This is a genomic window from Labrenzia sp. C1B70 (assembly GCF_000475395.1).
Taxonomy (GTDB): domain Bacteria; phylum Pseudomonadota; class Alphaproteobacteria; order Rhizobiales; family Stappiaceae; genus Roseibium; species Roseibium algicola.
In genome coordinates, this window is record NZ_AXCE01000012.1 from 749,196 (window position 1) to 767,547 (window position 18,352).

Consider the following 18,352-nt stretch of genomic DNA (forward strand, 5'->3'; position numbering starts at 1 on the left):
AGTCGCCCAAAAAGGGCAGAGCCACTTCCGCGCCAGAGAGCAGCGCAGAAAGCAGCATAAGGCGCACGCTCCAAGCCCTTTGCAGGACCGCGCGCCAGTCTGAAACCAATTTCATTGGAGTGCCTTTCAGGCATAAAAAAACCGCCTCAAGGGCGGTGCGTGTTTCGGTCGGTTGGGCCGAGTTTATTCAGACGTAGACGGAACCCATTCCGGAATGACCCCACCGGAGTTTCGCCAGGCCTGCGCAGCCTGGATTACCTTAATGCTCCACCCGAAGTTTTCGCCCGGCCGCAAGCCGGTTTCGATTGTTTCCGTGTACCCATTTGCGTGTTGCACATCATAGGAGCACGCACCGACAATCTTGGACATATCGGTTAGGGTGTGGTCGGTTTCGTGGTTTGCAAAGAAGCCATGAAAATTGGTGATGACGGTTGTCTTGACGTTGATTTCGGTCATGCCTTTTCCTCACGCAACACGCTGATAGATGGCGACAGCACCGGCTTGCCCTCGGCATCGCCAAGTGCCCGATAGGCCGGAAGATCTGTTACCGTCCGAACTGTCGGCGTAGCCCGTTGATGCCGTGTGCAAGTAGCAGGCTCGTGAAGCGTTTCTGTTGATCCCGGCGGGTGCAGATGCCCAGATGATATGCCCAATCGGAAAGTTGGTTTCGTTTACACTTGAGCCGTCATAAACAAGCGCCAGCTTGTGAATGCCGCCGTCATTCTCTTCAGCAACAAGGGCATTCGCACTGTCGTCCCAGCCTAAAAGGCGGTCTGCACCGCCGCTGTTTGCATCCTTGAACACAATCCAGGCGTCGCCGCTATTGTCCGTGTTCACGTAAACGTAGCCGGTGGCGTAGACGTGACCGTTGACGGTCAGACTACCGCTGATCGTGCCCCCGATGTCGGACCGTAAAAGCTGGCTTGGCGTCAGGCCGCCAACGGTCCCGGCGTCGTAACTGGTTGAACCTTGTGGCCCTTCCGGACCAGTTGCGCCAACCGGCCCCACATCACCCTTTGCAGCAAGCAGGCCCCAATCATCCGGCGAAATGCTTGGGTTCTGTCCGATGCTCACCCGCAACGAGATATACGAAGATCCGTTGTATGTGACCGTTTCGTCAGAATTGTACGTTTCGCCCGAAGTCCAGACACCGCGATAGCTCAACCCGGGATCGCCCTGCGGTCCTTGCGGACCTTCCGCGCCCGTCGGCCCCTGCGCGCCGGTATCACCTTTCGGGCCTTGGATACCTTCCGGACCTTGCACGCCCTGCGGGCCTTCCGGACCCTGAATGCCCTTCAACCCCTGCAGGCCGCGCTCCCCTTTGGCGGTGACAATGTCCCATTCGGCCGCAGCATCTTCCGGGGTGACGCCGGTGTGAGCCGCCACGCAGATGAAGTAAGACCCGTCATGGCTGACCGTATCCCGCTCGACGTAAGCGGTTGCCACGTTCCACGTTCCCCGGTGGTTCAGCCCGACAGGACCAGCCGGGCCTTGAATGCCCTGTGGCCCCTGCAAGCCCTGCGGCCCGCGCCCGAAGTTGACGCCCGTCGACCAGGCGCCGACCGCGTTGGAGAGCTTCCAATAAACAATCCCGGCCTCGGTATCGAGAAAGGACGTGTCTTTGGGTTCGGCGTCATAGGCTGCACGGTCGGCCGTCAGGCCGGTGTAATCCGGGTCAAATGACTTGCCAATCGGCCCCTCTGGCCCGTGTGGACCCTGCGGCCCAATCGGTCCTTGCGAGCCAGTCGGACCGGATGGCCCTTCAGGACCGCGCGGGCCTTCCGGACCTTGATAGCCGGTAGGGCCTCGCGGACCTTCATAACCGAGCGGGCCACGTTCCCCCTGTGGTCCCTGCGGACCCGCAGGGCCTTGCGGACCGGACGGACCCGTCGGGCCTTGGTTGCCGACCGGGCCTTTCGGCCCTTGCGCGCCTGGCAGTGAGGCGATTTCAAGAACCTGCTGCAGCGTCGGCAAGTCCTGATTATCGGCCGCATCAAGCGCGTTGATCATCCGCCGGCCTTTCAGGTCAAAGCCGCCGTTGACCTCGATCAGCGCCCGAGTGGCGACCGACTGCATGTTGATCGCCGTCCGGTCCATGGCGCGTTCCATGACCGCAGGGTCAATCTCACCACCCGCCAGGCTGTAAGGCTGATCGTATTTGCTCACCAGCAGAACCGTCAGCGTTTCGCCTGCCTGCAATGCGCTGGCGTCAAAGAGCACGGTACCGGTGCCGAAGTTGCCGCCGGTAAAGTGCCAGTTGCCCGGGCTTTGCTGATACTGCCAAACGGTAATCACGCCGGTTGCAGTCCGGTGCGATACCTGCAGGTTGTTCTGGTCGACAAACTGGAAAGGCAAGTCGACGCGATCCGTCACGCCGTCGCCCGTGATCTGGGCGCGGCCTTCGGTCAAGGCTGCTACTGTCATGGAGTTCCCTGGTAAAATTTGAGATCAGAAATTGAGCCACGGTCACATTGGCGGCTCGAAAAGGCTCTCGCCGGATTGAACCTGTTGCGCTTATCCGCCAGATCCTTCTGGAATTCTTGTATCTGCAGGTGTCAGCAACTCTTTCAAGGTCTGGCTGCCGAGGTCTTTCCCTTCCCAATCAGGAAACTGCCGGTCAAAAGCCTCCTCCAGATTGTGCGCAGAACCAGAATCATTGCCTTTCGCCAGCGTCTCCGCGGCTTCCTCAGGACTCAGGCCATAGCCTTTTGTCAAAAGGGTCCACTTTTCAAACCTGTCGACAAGGTTGCGTTCTCTTTTTGCCAACACCGCCGACTGCGGTGCCAACGCCAGAACCTTTGCGAGGTTTTCGTATGCTCGTAAAATGACCTCGGGTTCGTTGCTCCGAGTTCCCTTGCTCAAAGCGGCGGCATAACTCTCCGGAACAACGCCCTTCGTTTCCACAATCTTGAGTGCAAGTGTGTCCCGGTCGATTTCGCCATTTTCCAGAAAGATGAACGCCCGGTCTGCGTTCTTCTGGCGCTGCGGTCCCCGATCCCCTTCTTCAGAAGACAAGAGCCAGTTCGCAGCTTCAATGTTCGCGATATGCTCCTTTTTTGCGACTTCAAGCTGAGCGATCAGTCGTGTTTTCTGCCTTGGGTCGAGCAACCCGTTTGCTTCGATCTCGTATTTGTCGAACTGGCCAAAACTCGCCTCGATGCGGCGTTCGATCTTGCCAACTTCCCCAGCAGCAATCGCCGCTCTGCTTTTAACGGCATTTACCTGCATTCGGCCCAGTGTTTCACCAGGCAGCAGTTTCAGCCGCTCTGCCAGAACCTGGCTTTCGTCCGCAAACGCCTCCGGCCCGTCGGGGCCATTGACGGCCTCACCCACCTGGTCGAGCTCATTTCCTAAACCTTCCGGTCCTGCAATCTCTCGCCTTGCAAGTTCGTCGCCGATTGCTGGTAGCAGTTCTTCAAACGGTCTTGTCTCAGCCCACGCCTCTGCCAGTGTCTCGCTTATTTTCGCATAGGCTGCCTCTTTGCCTACGGCCGGCAAGGGAGCAGCCGACAGCAACGTTCTTGCCTGTTCGAATGCTTCTTCGAGACCATCCGGGTTCTCGCGCACCTCTGATGCCAGCCGGATGCCTTCTTCTTCCAAACCCTGCTGGAAATAGCGTTCGTTTTCCCCCGCCTCAATTGCAGCAAAGCCGTTGATATAGCGGTCGCGCTGCGCCTCCACGTGGCGGTTGAACGCATCTCTTGAACCTGCAGGCAGTTCCTTGAGCGCCTGCTCTCTAGACTTTTCAAGATGAGCCATCATGGCCTCGGTGAAGCCGAAGCCGCCTGGTTGCGCCTGCCGCTGTTCCTCCGCAGCCTTTTCCTTCAACCTGGCGTCAAATTCCCGTTGAGCCATTTGAACTTTAAAGTCCTCAATTCGCCTGCGTCTTTGAGCAGCGGTCCCGGCAAGATCACCGAAAGCCCCTGCCGAACGGCGGATTTGTTGTCCCAGCCCTGCCACAGCTTGTCCAACCGCGGTGTCAGCGACAACTTGCGGACTGCCAACGCCCGGAAGGCTGTCGGCACCATTGAATTTCTGCAACCTCGCCATTGTCAGTACCGTTTTGTCACCTGAATTTGAAAGCACCGTTGTAGGCGGCATTGCCAAGCGTCGTGAATGCCTGGGTAACACCACCCAGCATGGCACCGGTGGCGCTGATACGGCCCACGCGGCGGCTCGAATGTGCCCGCTCCCGGGCCGTTTTCGCCTCGAAGGTCAGATTGTCCCGCTTGCCTTCCGCGCCATACCGAATTGCCTCGATGCTTTGTGCCGCTTCAAAGGCATTGTCGTCCGCGACGTCAGTCAGCGAACCGGTTTGCGATAGCCCGCGTTCGGCTCCGGCAGCCCGGTTGAAGCCGAGTGCCCTTTCGTATTTGTCCAGGGTCCGTTTTCGCTCAAAAGAAGCCTGGGTCTGGTTGACCGCCTTCTGGCGGTCGGCCAGTTCTGCACGGCGCTCTTCCGCCTTTGCCTGGGCATCTGCCTGCTGGCGCGCGCCCTGCGCTTGCACGGCGCCGCCGGCCAGCGATCCCGCAACGGAGACCGCAGCCAATATTGCTGGGTGACACATGAATTAAGGCTCCACGTCTCGGCCGAAATTAACGGCCAGGATGGTGCAGGGTTTGCCGCCGCTGGCTGCCAGCGTAAGCTGCCCCCCGTCTTCCCATCGCGTTTCTATTGGCTGGTCGAGCACCCCAGTGCGCAAGGGCGCCGGCTCTCCGGCAGGATCTCCCGCACGGTAGTAGATCAGCTCGTCCAGAAAGGTTTCGTCTGACCCGGCCTTCAGGGTTCCGGTGTTCAGAACCGCGATGCTGCAATTGTCTACGCGCATCTTGCGGCCCATGGCTGAGCCATCCTGCGCATTAATGGGAAACGGCAAGGTCTTCGCCCTCGCCGAAACATTCAGCCCGACCAGGATCTTTTCCGCTGTCTGGCCATTCGGCAGGCTCGCTTCTCCGGCGGTCACAGTTGCCGGATAGTCGGTCCCATCGGCATAAAGGATCACCTCTTCGCCTTCCAGATGCTGAAGTCCCGAGACCGTGTTTGCCGGCTGGCCTTCGTAGCGCGCGCTGCAATCGAGATGCCACGCATCCTCGATTGCCCCGCCCGGAAACGGCCGCTGCATGATTTCGATGTACCGCCGCACCTGTCCGTCGATGGTCCGTTTCACGATCATCCAGACGGTGTCCGCTCCAGCGCCCGAAAGGTCTGCCATACATTCCACCACACCACCGAAATCGTGGCGCTGCATGCCATAAACCTGCTGCTGGCGTTCATAGGTGAAGCCGATCCCGAGGCCTTTCTGGTCCCACTGCCAGATGACGCTATCGGGATATTGCTGGTAGCAGGCCCCGGAAATCCCATCCTGAAACAGATGCGACTGCACCTCGCTCACCGCCTGAGACACCCGGCCATCGGAGCCGAAGTCATAGGCCATTTCGCGCATGTCGGTTCCATAAGGGCCGTAGTAGATCAGCACCGACCCCACCTTGATCGGGCTGACGTCATTGGCGCCGAAATTCGTTTCAGGCTTCTGGTCGACATTCTCCGGCCCGTAAGGGTCCTGATCGGTCGCCTTGCCGACGGCACGCACCGCGCGGGTCGTGCCGACAATCAGGTCGTTATCATCGACCAGCCACTGGATCCGGTTCACCTGTCCGGAAAGAATGCCCGCGGTCACCGCGTCGGATGCCTTCAGGACATGGGATACGGAAAAATTGGTGAAGTCCTCCGTCTGGCTTTCCCAGATCTTCTGCGGTTCCTCGCTGGTGCCCGCGAAGGCGAGCCTGTTCTTGTGCCAGCCGATCGTTTCCGGCCACCCCGTCGTGCCGGACCATGCCCCCAGCCGCCAGATGCTTTGCGCCTTGGTGTCCTGCAGTGCCTGGCCGAAAAGCTGCACCTTGACAGTGGTTGCCGACTGGCGGCTGTAGATCCGGAACCAGCGCCAGAACCCGTCCGACCCGCGAAACCGGATATGCCGCCCCACGTCAGACGACTGAAAGCCGGCACCTCCATTGATCCCTGCAGTGCCTGATGCGGTCAGCGTGAAGGGGTTCTGATCGTTGCCAGCCTGGTGAAACACCAGTTGCCCGATGGCGGAATTGTCCGAAGCAGATCCGCCTCCTTGCGTGAAGCTCAGCCGGTAATGAGTAAAGGCGGTTTCGTTGTGAAAATCATATTCCCGCCATTCGTTGGAGGCCCAGGTATCCTGACCGTCCTGCGTATCCAGAATTGTCCAGTCGGAGCCGTTGTTCGACGCCTCAATGTTCCACTGCCAGGGCATGTCGTCGTTCTGGCTGTTGTCGTTCGGCGCCTGCAGCATGTAGGCGTCGATCACGACACTGCTGGGGAACTGGTATTGCACCCAACCCGTTGCCCCGGATGAAAGCACTGTCTTGCCCTCCGACCGGCTGAACACCTGCCACGCCGAAGCGCTGCCGTTGGAGGCAGACACCACTCCGCTCGGGGCTGAGTTCGATGTCATTTTCGGAACAGCATTGCCCGTGCCGGCCGGTTTCAGGTTCGTCGGCGAGATATTGACATCCAGATAGGGCCCATCCCTGAACGCCATCGGTTCTATCGCCCAGGAAAGTTCCGACAACCGCTTGAGCGCCTGCGGGGCAACGCCGCCTCCGGCGATGAACAGCGTGTCGGTCGACTGCACGAATTTCAGCCGTGGCAAAACCTCGGAGGAATAGGGTGTCGCCACTTCAACAGTGCCGACCCGCCCCTCGCTGGTGAACACCCGGAACATGTAGTGGCCGAACTCAAGCATGTAATATTGCCCGTTTCCGAACTCGAACGGGATCAGCCAGCCTTGCCGACTGCTGTCCTTCAGCTCTGCAATAAATTTGGTGCCGCCGCGCCGGCGCAGACCGCCGCGTTTCAGGGTCAGGAAATTCCGGCATTCGGCCAGGGAGGACCGGAACAGTTCCAGGTCCGAACGGTAGATCAGCTCCGGGTCGAGTTCGCCCCGGCTGAATGTGGCTTGAAGGTGATAGCTCATCTGTTTGCAATGATATCCAGGTCAATCATGGGCAGCGGCGTGCCCTGCAGGGCGTCGGATGTTCCGGCCTGGTCGAAGGCTTCCCGCGCCGCCTGGCGCAAGGCTTCCGCACGGCTGTTCTTTCCGGTGATCGAATGGGCGCAGCCTGCCGCCAGAAACAGGGCGAACCCGTTCACGAACAGCGGCGCGAATTCGGCCTCCCGCACCACCCGGTGCACATGGCGGAGCGGAAACGGCGGCGGATGATCCGACATGATGCGCTGGCCCACCACTTCGAAGGGAATGATCGTCCCTCCCGGCGATCCACCAACACTCTGCTGTGGAATGCGAAGCGTGTCGGCCGGCAGCTTGTACTGGTAGGCCCAGCGAAACGGCGGTTTTTCGGTTTCCGCAGGCAGGTTCACCAGCTCGATGGCAAAGTCCCAGTCGTGCATGGCCAAATAGGCATCCCGGTGCGCTGCATAATGGTTCCTGAACCAGCGCGACGCCACGGAGGAAAAATCGAAGTCGCGGATGGGCGCTTCTTTCAGATGCGCAAGCGCAAGGTTCGCCATCTCAACGGCTGTGTTGACGGTTCCCGACATGAAACAGTTTCCTTGAAAGGATCAGGCGGCGGCAAGGTTGCCGGCTTTGGCCTCATAGGCAGCAAGCGCCTGAACAGCCTCGTATTTGTTGGCGGCCTTCACACCGGCATAATCCGCGGCCATGGCCTGCTGGGTCTTCCAGTGCTCCTTGCGCCAGCCTTTGGGCAGCGGCTTTTCGGCCTGTGGCTGCCTTGCTGCCCTTTGCTTGCGGTTCCAGTCCGCGGCCAGCGCATCCGCCAGGTGTTCCTGCCGCTTTTCGACCTCGGTTTTGGCCGGGGCGCAACGGGCAAGAAAATCGGCTTCGTGTTGTTCTTCCAGGCGCTGGAGATGCCGCAAGCGGCGCATGATGATCTCGTCCATGTCTGGCCTCTTTTTCGAGAAAATGAAAAAGGGCGGCAAACGCCGCCCGAAGAAGTTTGGCAGGCCCTGACTTGATCAGGCCCATGAGGGGTCGAACCGACCAAACAAAAAGCCCGCAGGAAAGGCTACGGGCAGAAACGTCGATCGGTGGCAAAAACGTTGGGGTGGATGTCTGCGGTCGCTCGCCTCCAGACTGCCCGCTGGGTACGCCGTCAGATGTTCACCTTCAGGCAGGCCAGCTTCACGTTCTTGCGGTTGTATTTCCGGTCCCAGTTGGCCGCGTTGCGCAGTTCGGCCAGGCTCGCCCCCTGGGATTTGGCAAGAGAGGACGCCGTAAAGTCCATTCCGGCCGGATGGATCAGCTCGAAACGGCGGGTGGTCAGATAGTCGGCACCACCACCGTCGCCGATGTCCGGATCACGGGTGATTTCGGTGCCTTCGTTGCCGTAGATCGTCGAGCGGCTCGGCACTTCGTCGATATGCATGAAAGCGCCCGGTGCAAACAGGAAGCAGGAGTATTCGTCCGAATTGGCACCCGCCGTCACCGGCATCATTTCCGAATGCACCACCATCATTCCGGCGTAGTAAGGCACCTCGAACGGCGCTTCGGACGGTTTCTTGAACTCGATCTTTTCGTCGTCCAGAAGCGTGCCATAGGCGAAGCTGTGCATGGCGATCACGCGCAGGTCGTCCAGGTTTTCACCCATGGTCAGCCGGGCCCGGTTGATCGCCTGATAGCTGATGCGGTTGGCAGCCGTCGGCGAACCGACATCGGAATAGATGGAATAGACCATGTCGCCGCTGTCATTGGCGACATTGTCGGCGATCACGCCTTCAGCCGTCGCAATGATGCGCTCTTCCTTGCGGCGTCCCCAGTAAGCGCTGATCCGCTCCGCCACCCGGTTCATGGCGCTGTCGCCCCGGCCCGTTGCGGCATAGCTTGCCACCGTCTTGGCACCGTATTTCTTGGCCAGGCGGTGCTTGTAGGCCTTCATGTCACTGGCGGTAATCTTGCTGACACCGATCTTGTTGTCGCTGTCGTCGATCACCGTCGGCTCGGCATCATCAAGGTCTTCCCAATAGGGCACTTCAATCTGGTTGCCACCGGCCTTGAAGCGCTTGCCGATTTCCGGTGCCGGACCGGCCAGAATGCCGGATTTTTCCAGCATGATCAGCTTGGCCGGCTTGTTCTCCGCCATATAGGGGGTGAACACACGCGGGACGACGATGTCTGAAATTTGAGATGTCATTGAATTTCCTTTGATTTTGACAATTTTCCGGCTCGAACGGACTGCTGTCGATGGCGCACGTTTTCTCGCCATGGCCGCAGGCAATTTGCCAAAAAGTCGCCCCTTCCAATTTTGAAGTAGCTGAAGCAACGTTCCGGTTGAAAAAAGTAATACGCAGTTTTGGAGGACTTCCGTTTCCCCGATTAACGGGGCAGAAATCGCTCAAAGCGGGTACGATCGCTCAGCCGAGGTGGCAATATCGCGATGACAGTCACAGGCCTGCGTTGCTTTGACGGCAAAGCGCACAAAGGACTTCGCAAGTGAGCAAGTATCTGGCGTCTGATGGATCCGATTTGTGAGGTAATGCATCGGACCACGTAAATTCGAGGAGTCGTTCAGTTAAACGACAACACCCTTGAACCCGAACAACTCCGGGTTTCGTCCAGCAGAAAGGATAAGCTGCTTCGCCTTCGTCGGCTGATGGTCCAAAAGGAAGGCCTGCTGTTTGAGGTCGGGTTTTCTCACGTCGAATGGATTTGCATTCTTCAGATTATCAGGCTGGAGCATAGAGCGAGCTCTACTCGGTTTGGCGCTCGGAATGGGACCGTTCTCAAAAGCCTCACCGCTCTTCGGTTCGCTCAAGGATGGCGGCGGAATATCACTTTCGCCACGCAACGCGGGCTGACTATCCCTCGAACGGTTGTCATCCGCTGCCAAATGAGGTCTCGGCATCGGAAACGGAGCAGAAACATGGTTTCGTAATCTGTTGCCATGCGCCGACTGACCATCCAATTCAGGATCTGACTGCGCCGATCCTGCAGATAAGACATCTTTGTTGCCGATCAGATCTTCGGTAAAGCCTGGGACTGGTTTTTCAAATTGATGCCTTGTTGAATTCAGCAATTCCTGTGGCGAAATCCCGAAAGACTTCAGGACCGTCCCCGCCACGCTGTTGCTATTTTGGTTGTCGATTCTGTAATCAAGGTTTTGAGCATTGATCCGATCAATAGCCCTGCGAGCTCTTATCCTGTATGCCTCGATTTCAGCCGGCGTCCCCGCGATAATTGTTGTCTGGTTGTCGACGAGATGCCCCATCCTTGAAAAATTATCCAAGTGACCTTTGATCGTATCGCTTCCGTCCCAGGGTTTTCCTATTGGAATTATATTATTTTGCCTGTCATGTGAAAGTCCGTTGACTTCCCAGATCTGCTTGCCGGTTTCATCATGAGCTGTGATGACAATATGTGAGGCAACACCAAACAGCTTGTACTCACCGATGCGTATCGTTTGCTGTCTGTGATTATCCATTACTTGGCCCTTATCTAAATGTTGTCAGTCCAACCGCCCTTTTCGCAATACCATTTCGGTGCGGAAATCAACGAACTTTCCGAGCCCTCCCGACTGAGGCAAAGCTCACCTTTTCGGGATATTTTTTGCGTATAAATATACGGGGGAGGCGGTGGAAAACCGAGAAATGCGGCGGTTCTTTTATCAGCATATTCTTGCTTCACGACATAAGTCATATCTTGAGTTTTGTCGCAAATTCTCACTATTCGAAAATATTCGTTGTATACGCGAGAAATCCTCTCCTGATCCGCGCCAGCAAGACCGGTTTTCATTTCTTTCTCAAGCCGTTCGAAAATCGGTCCGGGATCACAGGCCGAAACCACCGTTTTCCCGTTTGCACCTGATAAATTTCTCTCTTCATCTGACGCACAGGCAACGAGAAACAGGCCCAACAAAATGCCCGATAGTCTTGATAGTTTCACAATCGAACTCTCCGATTTCGATCTTTTGATACCGGTATATTGTTCATGATATGTTCCAAAAAACAACCGTTAATTGCATCCGGTTAGAAAGCCAGGCCTTCGCACCGGAGACTGAAAAGATCGCCAGATTTTTCTGCCGGGGTGTCTGACCTGCTCCACAGACGGGTTGCTGGCATCAGGTGGCACGATTGCTCATGGCACAGCACGACTTTGCAGGCAGGTGTCAGCTTGTGCAGGTTTATGGAAATGCGCAATAAACCGACACCTGCCAGCGAGTTTCATCTCTCTTCGAGCGCTGTGGAAAGTGGTAGGCTCGCAGGCCGCAGGAAGACCAAAGACTGCATCTTCAGGCACTGGAGCTGGTCGGCAGAACCGGGTTCGGCGCCGGAATAGACAACCATGGTATTTTCCTGTCCACCGTCGTCAAACCCGGCGAACTCGAAGACCGATGTGCAAGGCGTTCCGAGAACCTTGTCCCGAAAGGAAAACTCGAAATCGCCGAACTTCGTCATTGGCGGCCCGAATTCGACGAGGGTGCCTCGACCGTCCTTGACCTTCATCAACTCAAAAATCGATAATCCGAGCGACTGAAAGAACCCTCCTTTCGGTGCAAGGACTTCAGTCAATTCCGTGCTGTTCTCGCCACTACCTTCTCCCGACCCCGGCTTCTTGGCCAGATCGACATTGAGAACGGTAATCGTGTTGGAAAGCTGGTAATCCAACTCATCCACCGGAATGCTGTAATAGTCATTCCGTCCATAGGGCAGGTGCGAAATGCGATGCCCCGGGACATCCGGAAACTGCTCCGCATTTTGGTCGATTTCCTCAGGCGAGAAGCCCAGATAAACCACGCGGACGTCCTCCGCGACCCGCACCTTGAACGTGGCGGGATCGAGGCTTGATTTGACATAGCCCTCAATCTCCGAGCGAAGAATTTCAGGCTGCTGTTCCCACGGGATGGCGGAACCATCTGCAGCCAGGCAAACCGACGGGAGAACAATGATCCCCGTCACTTTGAGAATTGCCCCTAATCCTTTGAAACAACGAAAGGTGCTTGTTTTCATTCCGGATCCCTCAAAATATGATCGCTCGCGAAGAAAAGCGTCGAAACGCTGAACAATCAGAATATGTTCATTATTTGTTCCAGATCAACCCTTAATTGAAATCGGCACGAAAACCTCTTCCGAAATCGGCGGCATTTTCAGAGACCGAACAACTGTGGATCCCGCCCCGCCGCGACGATCATCTGCCGTGCCCGCAAGGGGCTGTTTTCCAGAAGGTCCGACTGCTGCCTGAGGTCCGGATTGCCGGTCTCGAAGGGATTGCCGCCCTCGCCACCCGAGCCGAAACCGTTCAGGCCGTCTTCCGAAAAGGCGCTGTCGTGGATGAAGGCGAGCAGCTTTACCGCCACGGGGTCCGTCACCTGCTGCAAACCGTCGCTGCCAGCCGTGGTCAGGGCGCCTTTTTCCGCAAACCATCCCGTCAGATCCACCCCGGCCGTCTTCAGGGTGCTCAGCGCCCGGTCGGCCTTGGCAATGGCGTTCTGATAGCCGTCGCTGTCCGGTTCGCCATATTCCCTGACCAGGGAGAGGTGCGCAGCCTCGGCGGCCTCGCCCTGTTTCTGCGCGGCGTCAACAGCCGCTTCCTCATGGGCGGAAAACTGCTCTGCCATCTTGCCCACCCACCGGTCGTGCAGCTTCTGCGCTGCCTCCGGGTGAAGCCCCGCCTCCTTGAACCAGTCTCCGGCTTCCTGCGCAAAGGCCCGGTCGTAGGGAAAGGTTTCCGGCAGCGTCTCGGGCATCTTGAAGCGATAGCCGTCCTTCGGCGTCCAGCGGCTGGAAACATCGGCATAAAAGGCCGCCTGCTCCTCGCTGCCGGCCTCCTCGCCCGGAACCTTAAGCGCCCCGGACAGTCTGTCTTCCAGCGAGCGGTAGCTTTCCAGAATGCCGGCGGCATCGCGCCAGCCATGGCTGGCGGCCATGTCCCGGTCGGCATCGCTCAGGCCGTCGATGAAACCTCCCCCCTCCGAAGGGCGATGTCCCATACCATCCTGTCCAGAACCGTCATGCCCGCCGGCCTCCGGCCCCGCTGCCGGCTGGATCGCGTCGTACATCGTCAATATTCCTCGTCAGTTTCGAACTCGGGCAGCATTTCCAGCCGGGCGGCTTCCTGCAGCGCGGCGTGCTCTTCCGGCGGAATGCGGATCATGGCCAGGATGCGGGCATAAAGTGCCTTGCGCCCGTCCAGATAACCGCCCGCCCTTGGCTCCAGGTTCACCGGCGGCGCCTGGTAGATGCCACATTCGGCAGCCAGGTCCGCCAGCACGATTTCGCCGTCCGGGCACAAAAAAACGGACCGATAGGCCCGTTCCAGCACTCCAGCCCGCTCCCGGCGCCGCCGGGCGGCTCGTTTGAGGCTACGCCAGACCATCCAGCCCTCCTTCGCCGCCCAGGGCCTGCAGAAGCGGCGCCCCGTCGCGGGCGATCCGCGCCATGCTTTCGCCGGTCGCAAGCTGCTGCTGTTGCTGCTGCTCGGCCGCCCGTTCCTGCCGCAGTGCCTCCACCTCTTCCGGCCGCCGCCTCAGCTTGGCGGGCAGCCCCAGCGCGCGGCGGGTCAGGTCGTACTCGGCTTCCCGGTCGTGCAGATCCAGAATGGAGGGATCGGCCCCTGCTGCGATGCCGAGATATTCCTGGAAGCCCATGATCGCCTCGAAATGCCCGGCCTCGCGCATCTGGTCGATGGGCGCCGTCGGCGTCAGGGTCACATCGCCCTCCAGCACGCTTTGCGGCGGGGCAAGGGGCGAACCGGGGGCAAAAGCGCCCCTTCGGCCCAGAATGCCGATCTCCCGTTCGAACAAGGCTTCGTTTCCGGCCATGATGTTGGTGGAGAACGGCCCGATCATGTCGGCCATTTCCTTGCGGCGGATATTGGCTTCCGTTGCCGTGCGGCCATTGCCTTCCAGCAGCGTCTGCCACAGGTCGCCATAAAGTCCCACCCGCAGCTTCTCGCGGATGGTCTCGATCTGCGCATCCGCCGCCCCCGGGTTCACCGTGTCGATCATCGGCCGGAACAGCGGCCGGCCCTGCTCGTCGATCAGCCCGGGGTTGATCCGGCCGGGGTTGAGGTCAAGCTGGCGCTCCTGCGCATGGGTGGCGATCGGCGGGCGCACCGCCTGCGAACTGGCAATCAGCCCGTCCCGTGCCAGGCTCTGCAGGCTCTTGATGTCGCTCATCAGCTTTGCCTGCGGCGGCGAGCCATAGGGCGACAACCCGTCCCGGTCCCACCGGCTGATCACCAGCGGATATTCGAAGAAGCCGCCCCGCCGGCAGATATGCCCGCTGTCTTCCTCGAAGTGGATGCTCTCGAACCGGGATTTCCTGGTGTCGGTTGCCTGGGCGTGGCCGCCTTCGCGCACAAAGCAGGCATGCACGAAAGTGTAGTCCGTGTTCTTGCGCTTCGCGTCGGCTGCGTCTTCCTTCACCTTGGGCGACACCTTGCCGGCATATTCCTTCACCGCCTGCCACGCCTTCAGCGTGCGCACCCGAAAGAACCCGCAATCGTTGCCCTGGGCATCGATGACCAGGTAAATCTCGTAAAGCGGCACATAGCGGTAGTGAACCGGTGTGCGGATATCGGCCAGGCTGTCCTCGTTTTCGACCGGAAACAGCACACCCGTCCCCAGTTTCACGGTGGACAGCAGACGCGAGCGGTTGGCCAGCGCAAAGCCGGAACGTCCCGAATACCGCACACGAAACAGGTGATCGCGCACCAGTTCGAAAAACTCCTCGTCCGCCTGGCTGGGCGCTGGCGCAAACGGATCGCCGAAGCCGACCCCATGCCAGGGAAAGCCTTCGGGCATGGTCAGCGAGCCGATGCCGGAGGCAAGCCTGTCCAGCAGCCAGACAGCGGTCGGGTCGTACAGCTTGCGCGACCGGTCCCGGGCGGCAGACCCGCGCAGGGCGCTCATGCCATCCCGGGCGCTCACGCCGCCGGGCCGGTTGAAGGCCCGCTCCATGTCCGGCGCCGTATAGGTGACATAGTCCTGCCAGTCCGCCTCCACCCATTGGCGTTCCGCACGGGCCGATTGCAGCTCGGTTTTCAGATCGTCGACAATCCCCATCACGCACGCCCCAAAAGTGTGACACCGGGCCGCGAGGCACTGCCGTAATCGGCAACGCCCAGCGGGCCGGTCAGGTTGGTGGCCCGGGTGTTATAGGCGGCGGCCCGGCGCCGGCGCCCGTTTTCCTGCAGGTTGCGCGCCTGCCGCTGCGGGTCGGGTTCGCGCGGCGGCGGCGGTGTCGGTTCCGGGTCCGGCTGCTTGGAGCCTCCCCCACCAAACATGCACATGGGTGGTCCCTTTCTCTCAATGTCTTGAAAACGTGTAATCGGCGCCGCCTGCCGGCACGGCGGCAGCGCCTCAAGGCCGGTCCGCGCAGGCGGCCGGAAAAAAATCGAACGGACGTATCCGGCAGCGCCAAAGCGTTCCTGCCGGCCAAGCCGCAATTTTCCAAAGTACCGGTATGAGGTCTGTTTTAGCCCTGTTTTGACGAAGCGTCCAGCAAGGCCAGATGTCTGAACCTGTTGTTCAGACACGCATTTCCGGAAAGCTCTTGCCACTCAAAGGCTTTTTGAAGCTTCCCGGTTGTGCGCCCGAGGCGGTGTTTTTTCACCGCGCCCCGGTGGAAGCTCCATCCAGCGGCGCGGCTTTACCGGGCGCTGCGGCAGCCAGTTCCGCCGGAACCTTTCCAGCCGGCGCTGCAGGGGCGTGCCACGCGGCACGCCTGCTGTTGTTTTTGGCGTACGTCTGCCACGCCCTGTCCCGAACCCGGCCGACATTTGCCTGAAAGTCTTCCGTCAGCAAATGGCGCTTTCCGGTCTCGTCGTCATAGGTCAATGTCATGCGCGGGCCGTAGCCGTCCTCGTCCGCCGGGGCCTGCTGCCTGTCCCGGCCGGTCTTGTCATTTGGCATCAGATGCCATTTCGCGGCGCGCACACCCTGTGCTTTCAGCAGGTCCTCAACGTCCTTGCGCACGTAACCATGTCCGTCTTTTTCAAGATCCGGATAGGCTGTCTCGACCGCATATTTCAATACGGTCCCTTCCGCCTCCGGCGCGAAGGCCGAAAGACCCCACATCTGCTTGAACCGGTAAATCGCATAGTCCCTGGCAGCCTCCTTGTGGCCGCCCAGTTCGACATAGCTTTGCCTGAACAGCCTTTCGTAATCCGCAAGCGCTTCCGCCTCTTCCGCGGCAGTTCTGCCGATCTGCCGATATCGGTCATAGGAACTTTTCCGGGCCAGATCAGCAGATGCAGCCAAACCGGCTGAGGCGTCAGCAACATCGGCCGCCGTTGTGGCACTCACGCCGTCCAGCTTGCCGGTGCCCACTTCGGCCCCAACTGCGCCGGCTCCAGACACGCTGCCCTCAGACACGCCGTTTTGGCGCGCCTCCTCAAAACCAGGGGCCAGAATGGCGGAAGAGCCTGGCAGAACCGGCTTCTCGCCCAATGGCACTTGCCCGCCATCCATCAGGATGGTTTCAGAAGAAAGACTGCCGTCCTCCAGCCGCGGTGCCGTAAGCGGCGCATCTGTCGCCGCCACCGGGGCCGCCGACAACAGTTGCCTGACCTGTCCCCGGTGCAGCTCTGCGTCTCTCGTCAGGGTGTCAGTCAATTCTTCGCGTGTTGCGCCGCGGTTTGCGGCCTGCTCCACGGCTCCGCCGGCCTCAAGCGCGTTCTGTATCCCCTGCAGCGCCTGCAAGGCCTCTTCCTCACCCTCGCTGCCGGCAAACGCCCAGTCGATTGCGCTGCCCACCGCGCCTGTCAGCGCGTCCCGGCCATAAACGTAAGCGCCAAATGCCTCCGATCCTTCGACGGTTGTAGCAATTTCGGCCATTTTCCGGATCACCAGGTTGTCCGGATAGGCTTCGCCATAAAGCTGGGTCAAGGCGATAATGTCGTCCAGATTGCCCAGAACGTCCCAGGCCTTTTTCAGCGGCCCGACAGGCGTCAGCGAAACGGCCAGGTCGAGGCCCGCCTCCGCCGCCATGGACTTCAGATCGTCCTCTGTAAACTCCAGCCCCAGCTCTCTTGCCGCCTGCGCAAACGGTATGTTCCGCTCGTCCGCACGTGCCTGAACCTTGTTGAATATCACCGGCGCGGCAAGGCCAAGAACGAAAACCGGCGCGCCGTTCTTGACCAACTTCTTAAACCGCTTGCCAACGTTGAGTTCAATCGGTCGGTGAGCGTTCTTAATCTCGAGCGCTGCCTCGAAGCTTTCAGGAATCTTCGGGTGACTTTGCTCTAGATTGTGAAAAGCACCAAATTTTTGGCTAGTCGAGTTCGCTGCGTGAACAATTGTGTCGTGCTGTTGCGGTGTCAGCGGTACATCCGGATGGGTGAGCATCGAGATCATCAGGGATTTGAAACTCATCCGTCTGAATTTCATGCGCTCAAGTGCATTGTCGGCATTGAATTTGTTATCTAGAAAAGCACCGTCCGCACTAATAACGAGAAAATCGTACTTCTCTCTGTTGTTTCTATTCAGCATGAACTGCCGGACATCCATATCCCAGCCTTCATACCCCCCTCTGGACGAGTTTCGCCTATTATCCGGATCGAATTTCTTCTTGGCCCGCTCGGATTTCACCTCGGATGCTGTGAGGATCTTGTTGTTGTAAGTTCTTTTTTTCAACCAGCCATCGAAATGCGGCAGATATTCAATCGCAATATTGTTTGTGAGTTCTGTTGTTCCAACGCTTGGTACATAGAGAACCTTGTCGCCCAATCCAGCAACGGCATCAAGAACAGAAAATACTTTGTTCCTTATTTGTTCTTTTGGTAATTTTTTTTCGACAGTATAGGCGAGCAACGTCCCGACCTTGGCATGGTCGAGTGCAACGACTGTTTGCTTGCTCATCACAAGCCTCCTTCGTCTTGCTCGATGTAACCACTATCTAGCAAAAATTCGACACACGCCTTTGACCGAACAGATTCGTATTTTCCCGCAAGGACATCGCAGGCAGTAAACATACCAAAACTATACAGGTGCCTGGCTTCGTGAGGATACCCGGATTTCAGGCAGTACCATTCGTAAAAGTCTCCCATGAGTATGTGAGCCTCTAGTGGCCGGTTGTCCCATTCCGGATCCCCCCTGCCAACGGCTCCCCCATTGGCGTCAACAACTTTCAACCACTCCATTTGCTGAGCAGTCGCATCTCTAAGTTCCGGGTCTTTTAGCAGAAGTTCAGCAAAACGCTGCACTTGGGAGAGCCTGGTACTCACAAGGAAGACCTCTGGATCATGTCGATAGATATAATCGACCGCCTCTTGCCCCCCTTCTTCGTAATATGCCTGCAATTCTTCCCGCCAGCCGGTAATATCTTCAAAATCCGCCATGGGTGCTGTGTC

General features: G+C 58.8%; 17 protein-coding genes. All 17 read right to left on the minus strand.

Annotated features, from left to right (window positions below):
* Window positions 1-183: 183 nt before the first annotated feature.
* Window positions 184-456 carry a hypothetical protein gene (locus Q666_RS51745; protein ID WP_023000443.1) on the minus strand — a complete coding sequence of 91 codons (273 nt, stop codon included), beginning with the start codon at window positions 454-456 and terminating at the stop codon, window positions 184-186.
* Between the two features lie 9 nt (window positions 457-465).
* Window positions 466-2,424, minus strand: coding sequence for a collagen-like protein (locus Q666_RS66775; RefSeq protein WP_023000442.1), 1,959 nt, complete (start codon window positions 2,422-2,424; stop codon window positions 466-468).
* Window positions 2,425-2,514: 90 nt separating this feature from the next.
* On the minus strand, window positions 2,515-3,855 hold the full coding sequence (locus Q666_RS51750) for a hypothetical protein (RefSeq protein WP_152533360.1): 1,341 nt from the start codon (window positions 3,853-3,855) through the stop codon (window positions 2,515-2,517).
* Between the two features lie 211 nt (window positions 3,856-4,066).
* Entirely contained in the window at window positions 4,067-4,567 is a 501-nt protein-coding gene (locus Q666_RS51760; RefSeq protein ID WP_152533361.1) for a hypothetical protein, read from the minus strand.
* Window positions 4,568-4,570: 3 nt separating this feature from the next.
* Window positions 4,571-7,003, minus strand: a complete 2,433-nt coding sequence (locus Q666_RS51765) for a hypothetical protein (protein ID WP_023000438.1) — start codon at window positions 7,001-7,003, stop codon at window positions 4,571-4,573.
* Complete coding sequence (locus tag Q666_RS51770; protein ID WP_023000437.1) at window positions 7,000-7,587, minus strand: hypothetical protein; 588 nt, start codon at window positions 7,585-7,587, stop codon at window positions 7,000-7,002. Before Q666_RS51770 ends, Q666_RS51765 begins: the two co-directional genes overlap by 4 nt.
* Window positions 7,588-7,608: 21 nt before the next feature.
* Window positions 7,609-7,947 (minus strand): hypothetical protein, encoded by a 339-nt coding sequence (locus Q666_RS51775; protein ID WP_023000436.1) that lies wholly within the window; start codon window positions 7,945-7,947, stop codon window positions 7,609-7,611.
* Between the two features lie 212 nt (window positions 7,948-8,159).
* Complete coding sequence (locus tag Q666_RS51780) at window positions 8,160-9,197, minus strand: hypothetical protein (protein WP_152533362.1); 1,038 nt, start codon at window positions 9,195-9,197, stop codon at window positions 8,160-8,162.
* A 378-nt stretch (window positions 9,198-9,575) separates the two neighbouring features.
* On the minus strand, window positions 9,576-10,484 hold the full coding sequence (locus tag Q666_RS51785) for a hypothetical protein (RefSeq protein WP_023000434.1): 909 nt from the start codon (window positions 10,482-10,484) through the stop codon (window positions 9,576-9,578).
* A gap of 14 nt (window positions 10,485-10,498) precedes the next feature.
* Window positions 10,499-10,945 (minus strand): hypothetical protein, encoded by a 447-nt coding sequence (locus tag Q666_RS65945; RefSeq protein WP_152533363.1) that lies wholly within the window; start codon window positions 10,943-10,945, stop codon window positions 10,499-10,501.
* A gap of 278 nt (window positions 10,946-11,223) precedes the next feature.
* Window positions 11,224-12,009 (minus strand): hypothetical protein, encoded by a 786-nt coding sequence (locus Q666_RS51790; RefSeq protein ID WP_031285083.1) that lies wholly within the window; start codon window positions 12,007-12,009, stop codon window positions 11,224-11,226.
* Between the two features lie 137 nt (window positions 12,010-12,146).
* Complete coding sequence (locus tag Q666_RS51795; RefSeq protein ID WP_023000432.1) at window positions 12,147-13,058, minus strand: hypothetical protein; 912 nt, start codon at window positions 13,056-13,058, stop codon at window positions 12,147-12,149.
* A gap of 2 nt (window positions 13,059-13,060) precedes the next feature.
* Complete coding sequence (locus tag Q666_RS51800) at window positions 13,061-13,375, minus strand: hypothetical protein (RefSeq protein WP_023000431.1); 315 nt, start codon at window positions 13,373-13,375, stop codon at window positions 13,061-13,063.
* On the minus strand, window positions 13,362-15,065 hold the full coding sequence (locus Q666_RS51805; protein ID WP_023000430.1) for a portal protein: 1,704 nt from the start codon (window positions 15,063-15,065) through the stop codon (window positions 13,362-13,364). The genes Q666_RS51800 and Q666_RS51805 overlap by 14 nt, the downstream gene beginning before the upstream one ends.
* The gene (locus Q666_RS65950) at window positions 15,065-15,286 is read right to left on the minus strand and encodes a hypothetical protein (RefSeq protein ID WP_006936041.1); all 222 of its coding nucleotides are present in this window, start codon (window positions 15,284-15,286) and stop codon (window positions 15,065-15,067) included. The genes Q666_RS51805 and Q666_RS65950 overlap by 1 nt, the downstream gene beginning before the upstream one ends.
* A 325-nt stretch (window positions 15,287-15,611) precedes the next feature.
* A complete protein-coding gene (locus tag Q666_RS51815; protein ID WP_023000428.1) occupies window positions 15,612-17,861 on the minus strand; it encodes a hypothetical protein in 2,250 nt (749 codons plus the stop codon).
* Complete coding sequence (locus tag Q666_RS51820) at window positions 17,861-18,340, minus strand: hypothetical protein (RefSeq protein WP_023000427.1); 480 nt, start codon at window positions 18,338-18,340, stop codon at window positions 17,861-17,863. The genes Q666_RS51815 and Q666_RS51820 overlap by 1 nt, the downstream gene beginning before the upstream one ends.
* Window positions 18,341-18,352 lie beyond the last annotated feature (12 nt).